The 20874-nt window shown below is 57.9% G+C and carries 20 protein-coding genes; 12 read left to right on the top strand and 8 right to left on the bottom strand.

The window, feature by feature from the left end:
* Positions 1-87: 87 nt before the first annotated feature.
* The 5 genes from ligA to FEF65_RS02955 all read right to left on the bottom strand — a co-directional run bounded on the left by ligA (position 88) and on the right by FEF65_RS02955 (position 5139).
* Positions 88-2097: an NAD-dependent DNA ligase LigA gene (ligA, locus tag FEF65_RS02935; protein WP_138238291.1), complete on the bottom strand. Its 2010-nt coding sequence runs from the start codon at positions 2095-2097 to the stop codon at positions 88-90.
* A 265-nt stretch (positions 2098-2362) separates the two neighbouring features.
* A complete protein-coding gene (locus tag FEF65_RS02940; protein WP_138238292.1) occupies positions 2363-2920 on the bottom strand; it encodes a peroxiredoxin family protein in 558 nt (185 codons plus the stop codon).
* A complete protein-coding gene (locus tag FEF65_RS02945; protein ID WP_238701136.1) occupies positions 2917-3198 on the bottom strand; it encodes a glutaredoxin family protein in 282 nt (93 codons plus the stop codon). Before FEF65_RS02945 ends, FEF65_RS02940 begins: the two co-directional genes overlap by 4 nt.
* Positions 3195-4607: a DegQ family serine endoprotease gene (locus tag FEF65_RS02950; protein ID WP_238701137.1), complete on the bottom strand. Its 1413-nt coding sequence runs from the start codon at positions 4605-4607 to the stop codon at positions 3195-3197. Before FEF65_RS02950 ends, FEF65_RS02945 begins: the two co-directional genes overlap by 4 nt.
* A 73-nt stretch (positions 4608-4680) precedes the next feature.
* The gene (locus tag FEF65_RS02955; RefSeq protein WP_138238293.1) at positions 4681-5139 is read right to left on the bottom strand and encodes a SoxR reducing system RseC family protein; all 459 of its coding nucleotides are present in this window, start codon (positions 5137-5139) and stop codon (positions 4681-4683) included.
* A 135-nt stretch (positions 5140-5274) separates the two neighbouring features.
* On the opposite strand from FEF65_RS02955, the gene nadB reads away from it, so the two are divergent.
* From nadB to FEF65_RS02980, 5 genes are all read left to right on the top strand, one after another.
* Positions 5275-6861 (top strand): L-aspartate oxidase, encoded by a 1587-nt coding sequence (gene nadB / locus FEF65_RS02960; RefSeq protein ID WP_138238294.1) that lies wholly within the window; start codon positions 5275-5277, stop codon positions 6859-6861.
* Positions 6861-7139: an acylphosphatase gene (yccX, locus tag FEF65_RS02965; protein ID WP_138238295.1), complete on the top strand. Its 279-nt coding sequence runs from the start codon at positions 6861-6863 to the stop codon at positions 7137-7139. The genes nadB and yccX overlap by 1 nt, the downstream gene beginning before the upstream one ends.
* A 78-nt stretch (positions 7140-7217) precedes the next feature.
* A complete protein-coding gene (locus tag FEF65_RS02970; protein ID WP_161595162.1) occupies positions 7218-8327 on the top strand; it encodes an efflux RND transporter periplasmic adaptor subunit in 1110 nt (369 codons plus the stop codon).
* A 56-nt stretch (positions 8328-8383) separates the two neighbouring features.
* Positions 8384-11494: an efflux RND transporter permease subunit gene (locus FEF65_RS02975; RefSeq protein WP_138238297.1), complete on the top strand. Its 3111-nt coding sequence runs from the start codon at positions 8384-8386 to the stop codon at positions 11492-11494.
* Entirely contained in the window at positions 11491-12912 is a 1422-nt protein-coding gene (locus tag FEF65_RS02980; RefSeq protein WP_138238298.1) for an efflux transporter outer membrane subunit, read from the top strand. The genes FEF65_RS02975 and FEF65_RS02980 overlap by 4 nt, the downstream gene beginning before the upstream one ends.
* Here the strand turns inward: FEF65_RS02980 and FEF65_RS02985 are convergent.
* Positions 12896-13909 (bottom strand): alpha/beta hydrolase, encoded by a 1014-nt coding sequence (locus FEF65_RS02985; RefSeq protein WP_138238299.1) that lies wholly within the window; start codon positions 13907-13909, stop codon positions 12896-12898. The genes FEF65_RS02980 and FEF65_RS02985 overlap by 17 nt on opposite strands.
* Before the next feature lie 122 nt (positions 13910-14031).
* Here FEF65_RS02985 and FEF65_RS02990 point away from each other — a divergent pair, with 122 nt between their 5' ends.
* The 5 genes from FEF65_RS02990 to FEF65_RS03010 all read left to right on the top strand — a co-directional run bounded on the left by FEF65_RS02990 (position 14032) and on the right by FEF65_RS03010 (position 16513).
* Positions 14032-14316: a hypothetical protein gene (locus tag FEF65_RS02990; protein WP_138238300.1), complete on the top strand. Its 285-nt coding sequence runs from the start codon at positions 14032-14034 to the stop codon at positions 14314-14316.
* Complete coding sequence (locus tag FEF65_RS02995; RefSeq protein WP_138238301.1) at positions 14313-14498, top strand: hypothetical protein; 186 nt, start codon at positions 14313-14315, stop codon at positions 14496-14498. Before FEF65_RS02990 ends, FEF65_RS02995 begins: the two co-directional genes overlap by 4 nt.
* Before the next feature lie 139 nt (positions 14499-14637).
* A complete protein-coding gene (locus FEF65_RS03000) occupies positions 14638-14964 on the top strand; it encodes a hypothetical protein (protein WP_138238302.1) in 327 nt (108 codons plus the stop codon).
* 3 nt (positions 14965-14967) lie between these two features.
* Complete coding sequence (purN, locus tag FEF65_RS03005; protein ID WP_238701138.1) at positions 14968-15585, top strand: phosphoribosylglycinamide formyltransferase; 618 nt, start codon at positions 14968-14970, stop codon at positions 15583-15585.
* Between the two features lie 130 nt (positions 15586-15715).
* Entirely contained in the window at positions 15716-16513 is a 798-nt protein-coding gene (locus tag FEF65_RS03010; RefSeq protein WP_238701139.1) for a hypothetical protein, read from the top strand.
* A gap of 9 nt (positions 16514-16522) precedes the next feature.
* On the opposite strand, the gene FEF65_RS03015 is transcribed toward FEF65_RS03010, so the two are convergent.
* A complete protein-coding gene (locus FEF65_RS03015) occupies positions 16523-18055 on the bottom strand; it encodes a sensor histidine kinase (protein WP_238701140.1) in 1533 nt (510 codons plus the stop codon).
* Positions 18036-18719, bottom strand: a complete 684-nt coding sequence (locus FEF65_RS03020) for a heavy metal response regulator transcription factor (protein ID WP_138238303.1) — start codon at positions 18717-18719, stop codon at positions 18036-18038. Before FEF65_RS03020 ends, FEF65_RS03015 begins: the two co-directional genes overlap by 20 nt.
* A 68-nt stretch (positions 18720-18787) precedes the next feature.
* On the opposite strand from FEF65_RS03020, the gene FEF65_RS03025 reads away from it, so the two are divergent.
* Together FEF65_RS03025 and trmFO are read left to right on the top strand one after the other, a co-directional pair.
* A complete protein-coding gene (locus tag FEF65_RS03025; protein ID WP_238701141.1) occupies positions 18788-19393 on the top strand; it encodes an NUDIX domain-containing protein in 606 nt (201 codons plus the stop codon).
* A gap of 72 nt (positions 19394-19465) precedes the next feature.
* A complete protein-coding gene (trmFO, locus tag FEF65_RS03030; protein WP_138238305.1) occupies positions 19466-20824 on the top strand; it encodes a methylenetetrahydrofolate--tRNA-(uracil(54)-C(5))-methyltransferase (FADH(2)-oxidizing) TrmFO in 1359 nt (452 codons plus the stop codon).
* Positions 20825-20874: the final 50 nt, after the last annotated feature.

A 20874-nucleotide genomic window follows, 5' to 3' on the forward strand; every position in this document is an offset into this window, starting at 1 on the left:
TCCACGTTATCGGCCGGACTGCTTTGTCAGCACAGTCGCCTGTTGCCAGCCTGTGTAGGGATCACACACGGATGATTCAAGGTCAGCCTATGACAGGGAGGGGGCGGACCACTCCAGCCAGCTCAGTAACTGAGCCTCATCTGCCACCTCGATGCCGAGCTCACGGGCTTTGGTCAGCTTCGAGCCGGCCTTCTCCCCGGCAATCACCAGATCGGTCAGCTTCGATACCGAGCCGGCCGGTCTGGCACCAAAGCTGCGCAGGCGCTCCTGTGCCTGCCGCCGGTTCACCGCCTCAAAACTGCCGGTTAACACAATCGTTTTCCCGGCCAGCGGATGATCACTGGCCACCACCTGAGCCGCAACAGGGGTTACACCGGCATGCAGCAGGCGGTCAATCACGACCCGGTTGTGCTCCTCGGCAAAGAAGCTGCGGATACTGCCGGCCACTTCCGGCCCGACATCGGGAACGCTTAACAGTGCCTCCTCATCGGCGGAGACCACTGCAGCCAGCTCGGTAAAGTGGCTGGCCAGTGCGGCTGCTGTTGCCGCACCGACATGGCGGATACCGAGGGCATGCAGAAAGCGGGCAAGCGGGCGCGTCTTGCTGACCTCGATCGCCTCCTGAAGGTTGGCGATTTTCTTTTCCCCCATGCCGGTCCAGCCGGCAAGGCGGTGGTAATCGAACTCGTAAATATCGGCGATACTGGCAAGCAGGCCTTCATCCACCAGGCGGGCCAGCAACTTTTCCCCCATACCCTCGATATCCATCGCTCCGCGGGAGACAAAATGGCTCAATCGCTCCTTCAGTTGCGCCGGACATGCGAGACCGCCACTGCAACGAATCGCCACCTCGCCCTCAATGCGGTAAACCGAAGCACCACAGGCAGGACAGAGGTGCGGCGGTTCGGGCATGAGCGCATCGGCATCAATATCGAAAGCGGTCACCACCTCCGGAATGACATCACCGGCACGGCGAACCACAACGGTCGCACCACAATAGACCTGCTTGCGCGCCATCTCATCGACATTATGCAGGGTGGCACGTGATACAATCACGCCTCCCACTGCAACCGGCTCCATATCAGCCACCGGCGTAATCACGCCGGTGCGTCCAACCTGCCAGATGATGTCGCGAACGGTGGTGGTTACCTCTTCCGCCGGAAATTTGTGCGCAATTGCCCAGCGCGGCGAACGTGCCACCGCCCCCATCTGCTGCTGCAGGGAGAAATCATCCAGCTTGTAAACCACACCATCGATTTCATAGGCCAGGTCCGGACGCCGCTGCTGCAGATCACGATAAAAGTTCAGCAGGCCAATCACATCGGCTGCCTGGCCCGTCTGCTGGACAGCGAAACCGTAACCGGCCAGCGCGGCAAGCAGTGCCGACTGACTTGAAGCCAGCTGACGGCCACCTATACCTGCACCATAGGCGAAAAAGGCCAGCTTACGTTTCGCCGTCATCCGGGCATCGAGCTGCCTGAGCGAGCCGGCGGCTGCATTGCGCGGGTTGGCAAACGGGGCTGCACCTTCGGCGTCCTGTCGACTGTTGAGATCGGCAAAGGCGGCCTTCGACATATAGACCTCGCCGCGCACCTCCAGCACTTCCGGTACATCCCCCCCCTGTAAATGCCAGGGGATGCCGCTGATGGTACGGATATTATCCGTCACATCTTCGCCTGTCGTGCCATCGCCGCGGGTTGCTGCCATGCGCAACTCGCCCCGCTCATAACGCAGGTTTACCGCCAGACCATCGATTTTCGGCTCAATAATAAAGCGGATCGCAGCCTGTGGCAGGCTCTCGTCAAGACGGCGCACAAAGCTCTCCACCTCTTCATCAGTGAAGGCATTGGCCAGCGATAGCAGCGGTTCACCGTGCTCACGGGGGGTAAAGGTATGCGAGGGTGGAGCCCCCACCGTCTGCGTCGGGGAGTCAAGCGGAACCGGCTCACCGGAGAGCGCTTCCAGCTGCTCGAGCTCGCGCAACAGAGCATCATATTCAGCATCGCTGATGGAAGGAGCCGACAGGATGTAATAGCGATAATTATGCTCGCGCAGTTCCCGGCGCAAAAACGCTATTCGCTCACCATGAACACTCACATTTCCCCCCAAACCGGATATAGCTGGCCCTGCGCTGATTTATTCAGTGCTTCCGTGCGGGCCATGGACGCCCCGCGCAAATCAGACGCGTAAGTGCCTGATTTGCAAGCAACGAAAAAATGATCCGGGCATCATGCCCTCGCCCTGCGGGCGGCCGTTGGCCGCCCAATCGGCGTCCTGCCTCCTGGTCACGCTTTTGCCTTTACTAACTGATTTTGCCAGGAGGGCAATCAATCAGCACCTCCCTGAAACTCAGAATAACAGGTCAGTTAGCGGCCGCGACCGTCACGCCTGAAGCCATACCCGCAACAGGGGGCTCGGCCAGCATCGCCTCAATCGCACTGACAACAGGCGCCGCCATCCAGTCAACGGCCCCGACCAGATGCTGCCGTACAACACCATGGCGATCGATCAGAAAGGACTCCGGATAGCGGAACACGCCATAACGGTGCGACACAGCATTATCCGCGTCATGCAGCACCTCGAATGGCATCTTGTACTCTTTGACGAAACCGGTCAGATCATCGAGACGCTGATCAACCGATACAGCAACCACCTTCAGCCCCTTCGCTGCCAGCTTCTCGTGCAGCTGCACCATCGACGGAATCTCCCGGCGGCATGGGGGGCACCATGTGGCCCAGAAGTTCAGCAGCACCACCTCGCCCTCGGGCAACTGGCGCATGGTTCCTTCCAGGTCAGGGAGAGTAAAGGCCACACTCTTGCTGCCCGGATCCACAGCCACCGGCGCCTGCGGTAACGTCTGCCAAATGGCAGCCCCGATCATGCCAAGTACAGCCAGCACAATAAGCCAACGCGCAGTCATGCCATTTCCCCGTTCTGTATTTGCAGCAGTGCATCCTGCAGCTCTGTCTCTGTCACCCGGTGTTTGAATAACACCTTATCTTCGCATACCAGCACAGGCACATCCATCCCGTAGCGAACCAGCAGTGCCTTGTCGGTGTCGACATTGACCGCCTCCCAGGTACAAAGCCCCTGTTCGACAGCGGCAACGACCACTGCCTTTGCATCATCGCAAAGGCAGCAGTCGCGGCGCGTCATAAAACGGATATGCGGCAGTGCCACAGTGGTCCCGGAGGTCACTCTTGACCTGCGGCTTTGGGAAGCTTGATCAGGGCAAACACCTGGTCGCCACCGCGATCCAGCATGACTCGCAACACGGCCTCAGGCTCAAAATGGCTGATCATGGACATGAATGAGGCGACATCCTTTACGTCCTCGCCATTGATACGATAAATCACATCACCGCGATTGATACCTGCCCGTGCTGCCGGCATACCCGGTTGCACCTGCTGCACCACGGCACCATGCTTGACCCTGGCCTGCAACTGGCCTGCAATCTCAGGCGTCAGGTCCTGCACAACCAGGCCAAGACGGACCTTGTTCGCCTGCTTGCCATGGCCCTCACTGGCAGAGGCTACCTTGTCATCCGGCATCTCTTCGACCGCGACCGTCACCGTCTTTTCCTTGCCATCGCGAATGATGCCGATCTTCACCTTGTCACCCGGTGTATGGTTGGCCACACGAATAGGCAGCTCGTGCGCTTTCTTAATCGCCACGCCATCAATCGATACAATCACATCACCGGCACGAATACCCGCCTTGTCGGCTGCCGAACCTGATTCCACCTGTGGCACCAGCGCACCGTCACGGTTCTTCAGGCCGAGTGCCTGTGCCGTCTCTTTATCGACATCGCTGATATGAACACCGAGGCGGGCGCGGGTCACATGACCCTTGTCGCGCAATTCATCCACGGCGGACCTGGCCAGATTAATCGGGATGGCAAAACCGATACCATTATTACCGCCACTGCGCGAGTAGATGGCCGTGTTGATGCCGACAACTTCACCGCGCACATTGAACAGCGGGCCACCGGAGTTACCCGGATTGATAGCGGCATCGGTCTGAATAAAGTCATCATAGGGACCAGAGCCAATCACACGACCCTTGGCCGAGACGATACCGGCCGTCACTGTCTGCTCAAGGCCGAACGGATTGCCGATCGCAACCACCCAGTCACCCACACGCAACTGCGAGGAGTCACCGATGGTGACTGCCTTCAGGTTCTTTGCGGCAATCTTCAGCAATGCCACATCGAGTTTCGAATCGGTACCGATCACCTTCGCCTCATGCTCGGAACCGTCCCGCATCTTGACGATCACCTCATCGGCAGCATCAACAACATGATTATTGGTCACAATGTATCCATCGCCGCTGATAATAAAGCCTGTGCCTAGCGCATGCTGCTCCTGTGGCGGCATATTGCGGAAAAAGTCATGGAAGAAATCATCGAAGGGGGAGCCCTGCGGAAAGCCACCGAATCCGGGCGGCATACCCTGTGTATTGCGAACAATTTTGGTGGTACTGATATTGACCACAGAATCAGCCTGTGCCGCAGCAAGATCCGCAAAGCTGTCTGGCATCGCGTGTGCCGGAGAGATCCACATCACCGCGATGAACACGAAAGGAAACAATTGTTTAATCAGGCGCAAATTCAACTCCTTGATGACAAAATGAGAGCGCTTTTTAGCGCCCCGCAGATGAATAAATGATGAAAAAAAGCTTTCAATTTGATGACTGCGAATACGCTTGCGGCCGCTCAACCCGAACCATACGGACATCCAGTCGGGTACGTCCTGACGACACCCGCCGGTGAATCAGGGCGTAGCAGGCCAGTACGGCCACGAATCCGGCAACCGCCGCCAGTGCATCCGCCTGCGGCCAGCCGGCAGCCACGGCGATGCTGCGCACCACCACTCCGGTCACCACAAACGCCAGCATCGGCAGACCGTAGAGCTGGAAAGCCAGCGACAGTAACAGACCATCAGGAACATCCAGAACGATCTCATCACCGACATCTGCCTGCAAACTGTTCCTGACCCGCAATTCAGCCACACGCTCGACCCACGAACCCATCGTTGAGCAGGAACTTTTGCCGACACACTTCCCGCAGGCACTTGCCCGGCGCCCTTGCACCAGCACATGCTCACCCTCAATGGCCACCACCGTAACCTTTTGCTCCACACCGACTCCTGTCATGCCACAAGCGCAATGGCCGGGCAGCACGCATCATTACACAGCGGCTCCCCCTTCACCAGTAGCGCGCGACGTACGGATGCTATCGTCATCGTAAAATTGCGGAGGTATGATGGCGCCAATATGGCGACTCATAAACAGCGACTGGAAACAGATTATCTGATTATCGGAAGTGGTGCCTCAGGCCTGCTGGCAGCAAGCCGACTGGCACCGCATGGCAGTGTACTGCTTGTCAACAAAGGGGGCATCCAGAATTCCAGCACATGGAATGCCCAGGGCGGCATTGCCGGCGTGTTGTCGGACACCGACTCCATCGACTCACATGTACGCGACACACTGATAGCCGGAGCCGGGCTCTGCCATGAAGATGCGGTCAAAGGCATCATCATGCATGGCCGGAAAATTGTGCAGGAACTGATTGAAATCGGCACCGGATTCGACACCTGTAACGGCGAGCTGCACCTGACCCGGGAGGGTGGCCACAGCAACCGGCGCATTGCCCACTCACGGGATGCCACCGGCAAGGCCATTGCCGAAGCACTGCTGGCGAAAATCACTCCGCAGCCCGGTATTCAGCAGCTCGAATACCATACGGCCATTGATCTGATCACCACCCGCCGGCTCGGGCATGCCGGCGACAACCGCTGTCTGGGCGCCTATCTGCTGGCGCCTGATGGCAGCGTTATCACCGTCACAGCCCGCTGCACGATTCTGGCCACCGGCGGGGCCGGCAAGGTATATATGTATACCTCCAACCCCCATGCGGCGACAGGTGATGGCATCGCCATGGCCTGGCGTGCCGGCTGTCCGGTCATGAATCTCGAATTCATCCAGTTTCACCCCACCTGCCTCTATCATCGTGAAGGCTCGAATATGTTGCTTTCCGAAGCCCTGCGCGGTGAAGGAGCCCATCTGGTCGACGCGCATGGCCGTCGTTTTGTGTTCGACTACGACACACGCGGAGAGATGGCATCGCGGGATATTGTTGCCCGAGCCATCGACCACGAGATGAAAAAGCAGGGCGTCGACTGCATGTACCTTGATGCACGCCCGATCGGCACGGAAACCATCTGCAACCACTTCCCCAATATTCACGAGCGCCTGCTGCAGCTGGGACTGGACATGACCGCCGAGCCCATCCCGGTGGTACCGGCCGCCCACTACCTGTGTGGCGGTATCCAGGCCGACATCCATGGTCGCACAGCAATAAACGGACTTTATGCCATTGGTGAAACCGCCTGTACCGGATTGCACGGAGCCAACCGCCTGGCCAGCAACTCCCTGCTCGAGTGCCTGGTCATGGCCGACTATTGCACCACGGACATCATCACATCCGCACCTCCCGTCCCCGCCCATGCCCCTCTGTGGGATGACAGTGGCATCGAACCCGAACAGGAGCGCATCCAGATCAAACAGAACTGGGATGAAATCCGGGCCACCATGTCACACTATGTCGGCATTGTGCGGACGGATGAGCGTTTACGCCGGGCCAGAAGGCGACTGCGCGTCATTCATGAGGAGATCGACTCCTACTACTGGCGCCACCCGGTCAGTCAGGACCTGCTTGAGTTGCGCAATCTCGAACTGGTTGCCGAATTGATTGTCATGAGCGCCCAGAGCCGCCATGAGTCGCGCGGCCTGCATTATTCAACCGATCACCCTGCCACGCTGAACGAGCCGCATGACACCATTCTGATGCCGGACTTCTGATGCAGCCCCGCTGTCTGTTACTGCGCATCAGTGGCCGGGTGCAGGGGGTGGGCTTCCGCTATCATACCCGCAGCGAAGCCATACGCCTCGGGGTCACAGGCTGGGTCAGAAACCTGCCCGATGGCCGCGTTGAAGCCTGTATTTGCGGCAGCGACGGCATACTCGAACACATGCAACAATGGCTACGTCACGGACCGGCCATGGCCAGGGTAGATGATATCGAATACCTGCCTGCCACCCCGACATCGACCTGGACAAACTTTACCATTCTGGAGTGAAGAAAAGCGGGCTATCTGGCAGGGCGGGCATGACCGGAGCAGTATCACAGCTTCCGCTTGCCGGATAGCATGGCGACCATGCCTGCACTCACACAGCCATCGCCGTTAAAACGGCTCCATCGCCTGCACATGCTCTCCTTGTGTCTGCTCCCGCTGCTAACCGCCTGCGACAATCATGATACAGCCCATAAACAGACCGAACCACGTCCGGTTATCGTCATGAAGGCCCACACGCAGCCGGTCAGTGACACGATTGAGGCCCTCGGCACAGCGCAGGCGCGCGAATCTGTCACCATCACCGCAAGTGTGGCCGGCCGGCTTGACGAGATCTCTTTCACTGACGGCCAGGCCGTGCATAAGGGTGACGTCATCGCCCGCATGGATCAGGATGAAGATAAAGCCCAGCTGACCGCCGCCATTGCTCAACTGAGCGAACATCAGCGCGAAATCAAACGTCTGCAGGCACTGCTGGCCCGGAAAGCGGCCGCCACCCGCGACCTGGATGAGCGAAAAACACTGGCTGCCGTTACCGCCAGCAACATTGCCCAGATTCGTGCACGCATGAGCGAGCTGACACTGACCGCCCCCTTTGACGGCCGCCTTGGCATCCGCCGGGTCAGCCCGGGGGCCCTGATCCAGCCGGGCACCGTCATTACCACCCTGGATGCCAGCGACGCCATCGATATCGATTTTTCCATCCCCTCCACCCGCCTGCACGGTCTACAGGTCGGTGACCATATCCAGGCCACCACCGATGCCCGGCCGGGAGAGATATTCAATGGCAAACTCAGCGTCATCGACTCGCGCATCGACCCGATCACCCGTTCGATTCTGCTGCGCAGCCGCATCGATAATCATCAGGGCCTGCTGATTCCCGGCATGTTGATGCGTGTCACCCTCACCACCGCCCCCCATGAGGCACTGGTTGTCCCGGAAGAGTGCATCACCCAGAAACAGGGCGAACACTTTATTACCCTGGTCACCAGTGATGGCAAGGCGGAGATCCGGCCGGTTCAGACCGGCCTGCGCCATCATGGCATGGTTGAAATCAGCCAGGGGCTGAAAAGCGGCGAACAGGTTGTCGTTCGCGGCATGGGCTTTGTAAAGGCAGGCAAACCGGTAACGATCAGCACCACATGGACAGATATCGATCACAGCAATGAGCCACTTGCCGATGAGGCCAGGTAACCGCACCGTGACCCGCCTGCAGAGGATGGTGAAGCGCCCGCTCATGGAGAGGCTCCATGTGGCTCTCTGATACCAGCGTCCGCCGTCCCGTTCTGGCGCTGGTGGTCAACCTGCTGCTGATCGTATTCGGCATACTCGCATTCACCCACCTGCCGTTACGCGAGTATCCGGATATCGACCCGCCCATTGTTTCGATCAACACCACCTACCCCGGAGCCGCCGCCAATGTTGTCGAAACCCGGGTGACCGAGGTGATCGAAGGGCGCATTGCCGGGCTTGAAGGTATCCGCTCGATTACATCAAAAAGCCGTGACGGGCGCTCGGATATCTCGGTGCGCTTCAACATCAGCCGCGATATTGATGCCGCCGCCAATGATATACGCGATCGTGTTTCACGCATCATGGCTGATCTGCCGGACGGCGCCGAAGCGCCGGACATCAGCAAATCGGATGCAGATGAAAAAGTCATTATGTGGATTCATCTCACCGGCAAGGGCATGACCTCGATGGAGGTCACCGATTATGCCAAACGCTATGTCGAAGACCGCTTTGCAGCACTCGATGGCGTAGCGCGAGTTCGCCTTGGCGGCGCCAAGGAGCAGGCCATGCGCATCTGGCTTGATCGCAACAGGCTGGCGGCATTCGGTCTGACGGTGAGTGATATTGAGCAGGCATTACGACAGGAGAATGTGGAACTTCCGGCCGGTACACTGGAGTCACACATGCGCGACTTCACCGTTCGCATGCTGCGCAGCTATCAGAGTATCGACGACTTCCGCGGTCTGGTGCTGAAGTCAGGCAAGGATGGCTACCTGGTCAGACTTGCTGATGTCGCCCGTATTGAGATCGGCCCGACTGAAGAGCGCAGCACCCTGCGCGGCAATGGCATTGCCATGGTCGGTATCGGCCTGGTCAAACAATCCAGGGCCAACACCCTGCAGGTGGCCCGGCTGGCAAAACAGGAGATGGTCCGCATCAATGAGGTGCTGCCGACTCATATGCACCTGGAGCAGAGCTACGATTCCAGTATTTTCATCGACAATGCCATTGATGAGGTGTTCAAAACACTGCTGATCGCCATACTGCTCGTCGTACTGGTCATCTATCTTTTCCTTGGCAATGTCCGGGCCATGCTGATCCCGGCTGTCACGGTCCCCATCTCACTGATCGGCACCTTTTCAGTCCTTTACACCCTTGGCTACTCGATCAACCTGCTCACCCTGCTGGCTCTGGTACTGGCCATCGGCCTCGTCGTCGACGATGCCATTGTCGTCGTCGAAAATATTCATCGCCGCATCGAGATGGGCGAATCCAGACTGGTTGCCGCCTTTCGCGGTACCCGTCAGGTCGGATTTGCCGTCATTGCCACCACCACCGTACTGATCGCCGTTTTCGTACCCATCACCTTTCTTGAGGGGGATATCGGCCGCCTGTTCAGCGAGTTTGCCATCGCCATTGCTGCCGCCGTCACATTTTCTGCTTTTGCGGCATTAACCATCGCGCCGATGATCGCATCCAAATGGCTGGCGGGTGGCCGTGAGGCTGGTCGCCTCGCCATGCGCACCGATCACCTCTTTGATCTATTGCACCAGGGTTATCTCACACAGCTTGCCCGCATGCTGCGCCATCCGTGGCTGGCCATTCTGATCATTGCCGCCATGCTGGCAGCAGCCATCCTGCTGGCCCGGGTGATTCCGCAGGAGTACTCCCCCAAAGAGGATCGCGGCGTTTTTCACATTACCATCAAGGGGCCGGAAGGGGTCTCCTACCGCTATATGCGCGAGCATATGGATGAGGTTGAACGACGGTTACTGCCATTTACCAAAACAGGTGAATTCCAGCGCCTGCTGATCCGGGCACCGGGCACCTTCGGTGCCACATCAAACTACAGCGATGCCCGTGCCACGGTGGTACTCAGCCACTGGAAAACCGGTCGCAAACCGATCTGGTACTACATCAATGAGGTGAAAAAACTCACGGCCGACATCCCCGGTGTACGGGTATCGACGAATGTACGCCAGCCGTTTGGTGGCGGCGAGGTCAAGCCGGTTCAGTTCGTACTGGGTGGCCCGACCTATGAGGAGCTGGCGAAATGGCGCGACATCATCATGGCCAGGGCGGCAGAAAACCCCGGCCTGATCGCACTGGATCACGATTATGATGAGACCCGCCCCCAGATCGGCCTGACCATTCTTCGCGATCGCGCCGATGCGCTGGGCGTCTCGGTCACGGAGATCAACCACACACTGGAGACCTTGCTGGGCAGTCGCCGTGTCACCACCTTCATCGATCGCGGCAAGGAGTATGATGTGTTGCTGGAGAGTGAAAAGACACTCAAGCAGGAGCCCTCGGATATTGCCAACACATGGGTTCGCTCCGCACGCAGTGGCCAGCTGATTCCACTGGCAAGCCTTGTGGAGATGCGGGAATTCGCCGCCAGCAGCACCCTCAATCGCTATAACCGCCAGCGCGCCATCACCCTGGAGGCCAACCTGGCGGAAGGTTATTCGCTGGGTGAGGCGCTCTCTTACCTGCAACGACTGGTACGCGAAAACCTGCCGCCCGGTGCCACCATTGATTACAAGGGGCCGTCACAGGACTTTATCGACAGCGGCTCATCCATGTATCTGGTGTTTATACTGGCCCTGACCGTGGTATTTCTCGTACTGGCCGGTCAGTTTGAAAGCTTTATACAGCCTCTGATCATCATGCTGACGGTTCCCCTGGCCATCACCGGTGCACTGGCGGCGCTGTGGGCGGCCGACATGAGCCTGAATATCTACAGTCAGATCGGCTTGATTATTCTGGTGGGTATTGCCGCCAAGAACGGCATTCTGATTGTCGAATTTATCAATCAGCTGCGTGATGAGGGCGTTGCCTTTCACGATGCCATCCCTGAGGCCGCAGGCAAGCGGCTGCGGCCGATCGTGATGACCGCGCTGACCACGGCCATGGGGGCTGTACCGCTGATTTTATCCACCGGCGCCGGGGCTGAAACACGCCTGGTCATCGGCACCGTGATTCTGGCTGGCGTCACGGTGACCACCTTTTTCACCCTGTTTATCGTACCGGCCATGTACCAATTATGGTCCGCCCGTACCGCTTCCCCCAAAGCCACAGGCAGGCGCCTGGAGCGCGAGCTTGCAGCGTTTGAGGAACAGGTATGAGAAAGCTGCTTCTCATGCTGGCGATGCTGGCCGGCGGCTGTGCAGTCGGGCCGGATTACACACCACCCGTAGCGAGCTACAGCGACCAGTGGCATAGCGACACCGGCATGGATGGATCCGCACAGCCGGCGGCAGGCAGCCAGTGGTGGCAACAGTTCAATGACCCGCTGCTGGTCAGCCTGATTGATGAGACCATGCACAATAATCGTGATCTGGCTGTGGCACTGGCCCATATTGAACGTGCCCGGGGATTACGGCGGGAGGCAGGCAGCGGCTATTTCCCGACACTGAATGCAGGCGGGTCAGCCAATCGCACACGCTTCAGCCGGCAAACCGGTTTTGGTGCCAATACCGGTACCCGCAGCACCTTCAGTGCCGCACTGGATGCCAGCTGGGAGCCGGACCTGTTTGGCCGCACCCGCCGGGCCATCGAGGCCGCAGATGCCCGTCTGCAGGCGAGTCTCGCAGCACAGCAGGGGCTGATGCTGTCGCTGACCGCCGAAGTTGCCGTCAACTATTTCGAGTTACGCGGGCTGCAACGGCAGCTTGTCATGACAGAGCGTGATATCACCCTGCTTAAGGAGATGGAGGAGATTGCGCGCGCCAAAACCGAGCTTGGTGTCGCCAGTGACATGGATATTTCGCAGGCTCAGGGGGAGCGTGAAAACATTGCCGCAACACTGCCGGCGCTGCATGCCGGCATTCAGGCCCGCACCTTTCGCATTTCGGTGCTGACCGGCAAGGCACCTGAGTTCTACAACACGATATTGCTGCAGGCACAACCGCTGCCGGTTGTCACCGATCGGGTACCGACCGGCCTGCGCTCGGAAATCCTGAAGCGTCGACCCGATATCCGGCAGGCAGAACGGGAACTGGCGGCGGCGACAGCCGATATCGGCGTGGCCAAAGCGGAAATGTTTCCGATCTTTTCCCTGACCGGCTCCACCGGCTCCAGTGCACGCCTGTTCACAGATCTGTTTACACCGGCCACCCTGACCCGTTCACTGGGTGCGACCCTGGGCTGGCCGGTATTTGCCGGCGGTGCCATCACCGCCCGGGTTGATATCGCCAAAGCCGATGCCAGGGCAGCTCTGGCCAGCTATGAACAAAGTGTGCTGCTGGCGCTGGAAGATGCAGAAGGTGCTCTGGCCCGCTACGCCGGCGAATGGCAAACATTGCACCAGCTGAAGGCGGCTGAAGCCTCGCGCCTGCAAGCCTTCACCATTGCACGTTTGCGCTATGAGGCGGGAGAAGAACCCTTTCTGGTCATGCTCGATGCCGAGCGGGCGCTGATCACCACCAGAGATGCCATTGTCGGCAGCGAAACCCGCGTACTGACCACGCTGGCCCAGCTGCATAAAGCGCTCGGCGGTGACTGGCAGCCGGCTGATAGCAACAGCGCTAGCGCCCCCCACTGACCAGGGAGCCGGGCAGCCGCATATCATGGCTTAAACCGGCATTGCGGGAAGGGAGTGGCGCGCGCTGCAACCAGGCAAGTACATCCTGCCATACCACCTCCGCCTGCCTGTCACGCAACAGCATGTGATAGCCATTGCGGTACTGCAGCAATTGCAGCCCCTGCTCTCCGGCCACCGGAGCAAATGCCGCCGCCACCGCCGAGGCGGGAATCACCTGATCCTTCTCACCATAGAGCACCAGGGCTGGCCCCCGTATGGCAGATACCGCCTGCGCACCGGCCTGCATCAGTTCGACCAGTCCGTAAATCGTATCCACCCGCGTCGCCTTGATGACCAGCGGATCACGCCCCAGCGCCCTTAACATCTCGATATTGTCGGAGGCCATCACGCCCAGCGACTCGCCGGTAAAACGGGCCCCGGGCATCACGCAAGCAGCCATCCGCAAGCCCCACTGCTGCCAGAGAGGCATACTGCTCCAGCCCCATACAGCCGGTGCGGAAAGAATCACCCCGTTCACCTCAACCGGCTTCGTGGCAAGCGTTTCCAGCACCACGGCCGCCCCCATACTTTCACCCAAAAGATATAGCGGCGTATGAGGATAGTGCTGATGCAACAGCTGCACCATTGCCTGCAGATCAAGTGCAAACGCCTCTTTTCCCGGCCAGCGGCCATGATCGGGGGCGCCCCCGAAGCCACGCTGATCATAGGCATAAACCGCTATACCACGCGCCGACCACCAGCGGGCGGCGGCATCAATAAAGTTCGAGTAATCATTGAATCCGTGCAGTGCGATCACCACCGCCGACGGCTTTTCTGCAGGCAACCACTGCCGCAGCGGTAATCGCATGCCATCAAATGAAATCAAGGATGCATCCGTCATCACGGGCGTCACCTGCAGAGCAGCAGGCGGCATGAAGCGCGGACCACACGCCGTCAGCAACATTAGCGGCAACAGAAGCGCCGCGAATATGCGCGGGCAGGAAAAGCGATCCATCATGCGGCCCAGCCTAACGTAAAGCCGCCCCGGCCCAAACCGGGGCGGATAAGTTCGCCGCCTCACGCCACTCGTCTGCTTTTCATCTGTGACTGGTCAAACGTTTGCATCTTGATGGCTGGCGAGTGGAGTTGATCTATCTCGCCTTGCCGAGTGTGGAGATGTCAAAACTCCGCGTGGTGGAGCGGGTCGCACATGGCGGACATAATATCCCGGTCAGTGATATCGAAAGACGGTTTCCTCGCAGCATACATAATCTTCTGTTTCTGTTCGGAGAAGCCGTAGATCGTTGCCTTTGCTTTGTGAATGATGGTGAAGATCCTGTGTTGGTATTTGAACAAATTGACGAAAAACGTGATATTTTGCACCTCGATTATTATCACGAGCTACTGAACGAGGCAAAGCCATGAACGTATTGAGGAAAGAGATGCCATCCGAAGAGGGACAAATCATGCTCGATACGTTGAAGCAGGCTGTCTCGCATGCACTGGAGCGTAAGCGCCGCCTTGGTCAATATGCTGTAATCTGGAAAGATGGCCAACCCGTTCGCCTCGGTGAAGAACAGCATTCAGAAAATCAAAAGAGCAAATGAACGCCTGACTGGTTGGCCGGATGCAGTTGTTTCTTGCCAGTCGATATCGGGAACTGGATATCGGTAAACAACCATTGGAAAATGAACTCAACCTGCTGAGGACTGAAAACTGTCGCCTGCAAACGCTGTTGCAAAGAACATGGCAGGAACCTGCTTAAGAAAACGAATTTTTGTCCAACCGAACGGGGCCACCTCACCATTAAAACTCAGCCGGCTGCCCGCTCATGCGCAAACTATTTTTCTGGAAGGTCAACTTTCGGCCAAAGTCAGGCATTCTCCTGTGAGTGAGGCGGAAGACCCCGCCAGATTGACCGTTTACACAAAATTCAGGACACCCTCCGTTCCGGCTCAGGCTTCAGGCATGAACATCGATCAAGATGTGAATCTGGCGGAGATCCGCGCAACTATCGCAACCTTGTGCACAGACGTGCATACTTTGACCCATTATTTGCAGGCGGGGTCATAACGCATGAATCACGGAGCAATCGCTATCATGGCTTCAGGCCGTGGCAGCAATCTCAAGGTCATACTGGCAGCGGCAAAGGCAGGGAACTGCCCTGTCGATACACGACTGGTGATCTCGGACAAGGCAACGGCACCAGCATTGCAAACAGCCCGCGATGAGGGTGTAGCGCAGGTGCTGCACATCAACCCGAAAGATTATGCGGACCGGGCATCGTTTGATGCGGCCTGCGGTGATGCCATTGAACAGGCCGGTTGCCACTGGATTGTGCTGGCTGGCTATATGCGCATTCTCTCGGCTGAATTTGTACAACGTTTTGCCGGTCGGATCATTAACATTCACCCGGCACTGTTGCCCGCATTTCCCGGCGCGGATGGTGCCGGCGATGCCCTGAACTACGGCGTCAAAGTCAGCGGCTGCACCGTTCATCTGGTCGATGAGGTACTGGATGGCGGGCCGATTCTGGCTCAGGCCGTGGTCCCCGTTCTCGATGATGATACAAGAGATAGCCTGCATGCCCGCATTCAGAGCGCTGAACACACACTCTATCCTGAAACCCTGCGCCGCATGGTCGAGGATGGCTTTCACATAGAAGGGCGCAGAGTCATCTGGAATCAGGTCTGAGAGCAGACGCCAGAGATCATGATCGCAGGTAACTGAACCCTCCCCCTGCACAGGCTGTGCTACCCGTCACATCTCTCCCGCCCCTCGAAGGCTATGGTTGGGGCTGAAAACAGGGACACGGGAGATCGATATGAAAGGCGGGCAAGTCACATTTTTCAACATGGCGTTTACACGCATCGTCATGGCCCTGCTACTGCTGATACAGGGAGCATGTGCCACCCACACATCGCATCTCACCATGGACAAAAGCACCCAGAAGAGCGTTCGGGTCATCGGCATCCCACAAATTACCGTCAGCAATAAAATCGATATTCGCCAGGAAAACCCTGTCTATGCAGTGATCGGCATCAGTGCCAAGGTCGTGCAGCAGCTTGCCCGTGAAGCCAAACGCATTCAGTACGGCGAAGCCAACCCGAACCTGCTACAGCAGTGTGTCGACCAGATGCGTGAAGGCATGAAGGCCCGGCTGCGCAAACAGGGATATATCGTCAAGGATCTGGACATGACCTACTGGCAGGCACTGGCCGGGTATCGCAAACAGAATAAAGCCGTCGCCGGCATTGATGCACTGTTGCGGATAGAGATCAAACAATTCGGCTACTTTTCCGGCTCACCCTATAAACCCTACCGTCCCGGCATGGTGATGGTCTCCGATCTCGTTTCCATGGACGAGCGCAAACCGCTGGCATCCAACGTCTATAACATCGGCTTCGACCGTGAAGATATTTCACTGTTCTCGTTCCGGGTGAATTACGCCACCAGCGTCTATGTCGCTGATCCGAAGTATTTTTACAAAAACTTCGACACCTTGCTGGCACATGCAGAACAGAGTTCGGGCGGGCTGAAATATGTCGCACGGGTTGCCGCTGAAACCGTCGCCGGTGATCTGAAGAAAAGGGCCTCCTCTTACACCATGGCCAGCCGATAGGCGCCGTTGCTATGCGGCGTCGGCATTCTCCGCCACCACATGACGCAAGCGCTGCTGATGACCTTTATCAATGGCCATCAGCGGCAGGCGGATAAAAAATGCCGCCCCTTCACCCGGGCGACTCTTGACCCAGATATCACCATCATGTGCATCGACAATACGTTTGCAGATCGCCAGCCCAAGCCCGGCGCCCTGCCCATCCTTGCGGCAACGGGCATCATCGGCTCGATAAAAGCGGTCAAACAAACGCCCCTGCTGCTCCTCGGCAATACCCGGCCCCTCATCGCGCACACAAATAATCACCGAACGGTCGGTCACATGGGCGGAGAGATAAATGGTGGAATATTCCGGTGCATGCTTAAACGCATTGGACAGGAGGTTCATCATCGTCCGCTCGATCTGGGTGGCGTCACCCATAATCTCAAGGTCATCCTCAATTTCCATATCCAGCGATATATGCTGGCTGTCAAACAGGATCAGATGCTGCTGCCCGACCTCCTGCAACAACAATGACAGATCCAGCTCCGTCTGGATCATCTCCAGCTGACCGGCATCGGCACTGGCCAGCGTCAGCAGGTCGTTCACAATCCGCTGAATGCGATCAATCATATCCAGCTGCTGACGCAATATCTGCTGATACTCCTGCTCGCTGCGGGGATGGCGCAGAGCCACCTCGATCTCTCCCTTCAGTATGGTCAAAGGCAGGCGCAATTCATGCGACGCATCGGCGGTAAAACGCTTTTGCGTGATAAAACTTGTCTCCAGATCGGCAAACATCTTGTTCAGCACCCGCACCAGCACACCGATCTCTTTTTCCTGGGCCCGCGAGGTCAGGCGACGGGACAGATCGCCGGCAGCAACGGCCCTGGCAATACGCGTAATCTCCTGAATCGGGTCCAGCGCACGCTTGGCCATATAGTAACCGGCTGCAGCACTGATCAGAATGGAGATAATGCCGAGAATGCCGCCGATCAGGTACATCAGATTAAATACGGAGCGAATATCAGCGGTGCTATGCCCCAGCATCAGCGTCGCAACAATGCGCCCGTCGCTAAAAATGGGAAACGCAATCACACGGATATTGGCCTTGTTCAGCAGCGACTCGGTCGAGGCGAAAGCCGGGTGACCACTACGGAAAGCCATACCCAGTGCGCGACTCACATCATTACCGCCACGATCGATCAGGGAGCGGTCGGAGCGGAAAATTTCGATACCATTGGCACTGATCAGCTGAATCGCGCCGGCATAGTGATCGGCAAACTGATTCATCGGGGCTGACCAGAAGTAGATCGATGTGTCTTCCAGCTTGCTTGCCAGAGAAGCGGCCTGATTCACCAGCTGCTCATCCACCTCGTTGTAAACCCGATTGGCCAGTGCCGTGTACAGCACAACGCCGGCGAAGAGCAGAATCCCCAGCTCCAGAGAGACATAAAGCAGCGCCAGTCGACCGCGAAAGGTTCGGAACATATTGGCACGCATCCGGTTTACTACACCAAAGGGGTTAATCGTCAGACCCGACCGCTCAGGCTGGCGGTGTGTCATCAGTCAGCAGATAACCCTGCCCACGCAGTGTGTGCAGCAGCTGTTGTTCGAAACCCTTGTCGATCTTTGAACGCAGATGGCTGATATACACATCAATGACGTTACTTTCCGGGTCAAAATTCATATCCCACACATGCTCTCCGATCAGGGTACGGGACAGAACCTTGCCGGGATTACGCATCAGGTACTCAAGCAGTGCATACTCTTTGGTGGTCAGGCGAATGGAGCTGCCCTCGCGGCTGACGCGGCGGCTGATCGGATCAAGCTCAAGATCCCCGACCTTCAGAATCGGCGACTTGCTCTCGGATTTGCGCCGTAACAGCGCCCGCACCCGGGCCAGCAACTCTTCAAAGGCAAACGGCTTGGCAAGATAGTCATCTGCTCCGGCATCAAGGCCGCGCACCTTATCCTCAACCGAGTCACGCGCTGTCAACATCAGCACCGGTGTGGAGACGCCGCTCGCACGCAATTCACGGCAAACCACAATGCCATTCTTTTTCGGCAGCATCAGATCCAGAATGATAAGATCGTAATCGTTAACCTCAGCCAGAAACTCGCCATCCTCTCCGTCATAGGAGACGTCGACCGCATGCCCCTCTTCCTTCAGCCCTTTCTGAATAAAATGCGCTACGCGCTCTTCATCTTCAACCACCAGAATCTTCATGCGGCTTAGTGTAGCATCCCCCCTGTCATTTCGAGAAGCATCAATTTCGCCACAGGCAGGAGTGCATCATGGAATATAAAATTGTCAGCAAAAAACCGGTATATCAGGGTTTTTTTTCCATGGATGTGTGTACCGTCGAGCATGAGCGCTTCGATGGTCACATGCAGACCATCGTGCGTGAAAATATGGAGCGGGGAGATGCGGCGGCGATGCTGTTGTTCGACCCGGCCACAGATCAGGTGCTGTTGCTGGAACAGTTCCGCATTGGCCCGGCCATGCGCGATGATAACCCGTGGCTGATTGAAATTGTCGCCGGTATTGTCGATGCGGGAGAAAGCATCGAGCAGGCGATTATGCGCGAGGCGCACGAGGAATCCGGCTTTGTTCCCTATCAAACGACCTGGCTGGGCCGCTACTACACCACGCCGGGCGCCTGCTCCGAGCGGATTGATCTCTTTCTCGGACTGGTTGACAGCACCGCTCCGGTTGGCGATGGCGGTGGCATCGCCGATGAACACGAGGATATCCGTATCAGCTGGGTTTCACGTACGGCCGCCATGCAGATGCTGGCGGAAGGACGCATTGCATCCGGTGCCCCGATGCTGGCGATGCTGCTTGCTTTCGGCACTCCCGGCATCGTCAATCAGCAGCTTTTGCAAACACCGCAAGCGTAAACAGGAGGCATGCCGGGATAAGGTGCAACGCTTTTAGCTTGTCTGACCTGCCGGCGCGATTAGCCTGACGCGATGAGCGAATTATCCACCCCCACAGTGACTATTATCGGCGCGGGCCTGGCCGGCTCCGAAGCCGCCTGGCAGCTGGCCCGGCGCGGCATCCGGGTCCGATTGCACGAGATGCGGCCACAGTTGATGACGCCGGCCCATAAAACCGGCAACTGCGCCGAGCTTGTCTGCTCGAACACATTCCGCGCCGATCACCTGGAAAATGCCGTCGGCCTGCTGCATGAAGAGATGCGCCGGCTGGACTCGCTGATCATGCGCTGTGGCGATGAGGCCCGCATTCCTGCCGGTACAGCTCTGGCTGTGGATCGCGAGCAGTTTTCCGAACTCGTAACCCGCGCATTAAAAAATGAGCCGCTGATTGAGTTTGTCGACGGTGAAGTCACCGAAATTCCGGCCGAAGGCCTGGTATTGATCGCATCCGGCCCACTGACCAGCGATACACTGTATGAACGCATCAAGGAGCTGACCGGCGAAGACCGGCTCTGTTTCTTTGACGCGATTGCGCCGGTCGTGGATGCCGAGTCCATCAATATGGATGTGGCTTTCTGGAAAAACCGTTACGACAAAAATGTCGAAGAGGGTGAGGCTGGTGACTACCTCAACTGCCCGATGAATGAACAGCAGTACAAAACATTCATCGCCGAGCTGGTGGCCGCAGAAAAGGTCGCCTTCAAGGGCTTTGAGGATATCCCCTTTTTCGACGGCTGCATGCCGATCGAGGAGATGGCGGAACGGGGTGAGGATACCCCTCGCTTCGGCCCGATGAAACCGGTCGGCCTGGATCACCCGGAAACCGGCGAGCGCTATTACGCCGTCGTACAGCTCAGGCGCGACAATCGCATGGGCAGCCTGCTGAATATGGTCGGCTTCCAGACCAAGATGACCTATGGTGAGCAGAAACGGGTTTTCACCACCATTCCGGGACTCGAAAATGCCGAGTTCTTCAGACTTGGCTCATTGCATCGCAATACCTTCATCAAATCCCCTGCACTGCTCGATGGCACCCTGCGGCTGAAGAGTGATCCGCGCATTCTGTTTGCCGGCCAGATTACCGGTGTGGAAGGTTATGTCGAATCGGCAAGTATGGGGCTGATGGCAGGGCGTTTTCTGGCCGACATCGCCTGCGGCCGCGAGCCCGTCGCCCCCCCCTCCGATACCGCTCATGGCGCCCTGCTGGCCCATATTTCGCAAACACGGGTCGAGGATTTCCAGCCGATGAATATCAACTTCGGCCTGTTGCCAGCCGGTAAAAAGCGCGATGGGAAGCGCCGCTTCTCACGTGCCGAGCGCCGCCATGCCGTATCCGATCGCGCACTGGCTGTGCTGGATCAGTGGCTAAAGGAGCAGCCCCAGGCCGAATAGGTACTCTGCACCGGCAAGGGATACGCTGACGTATTCAGATGACGCCAGGC

The organism is Mariprofundus erugo, from assembly GCF_005818865.1.
In the GTDB taxonomy this organism is placed as follows: domain Bacteria; phylum Pseudomonadota; class Zetaproteobacteria; order Mariprofundales; family Mariprofundaceae; genus Mariprofundus; species Mariprofundus erugo.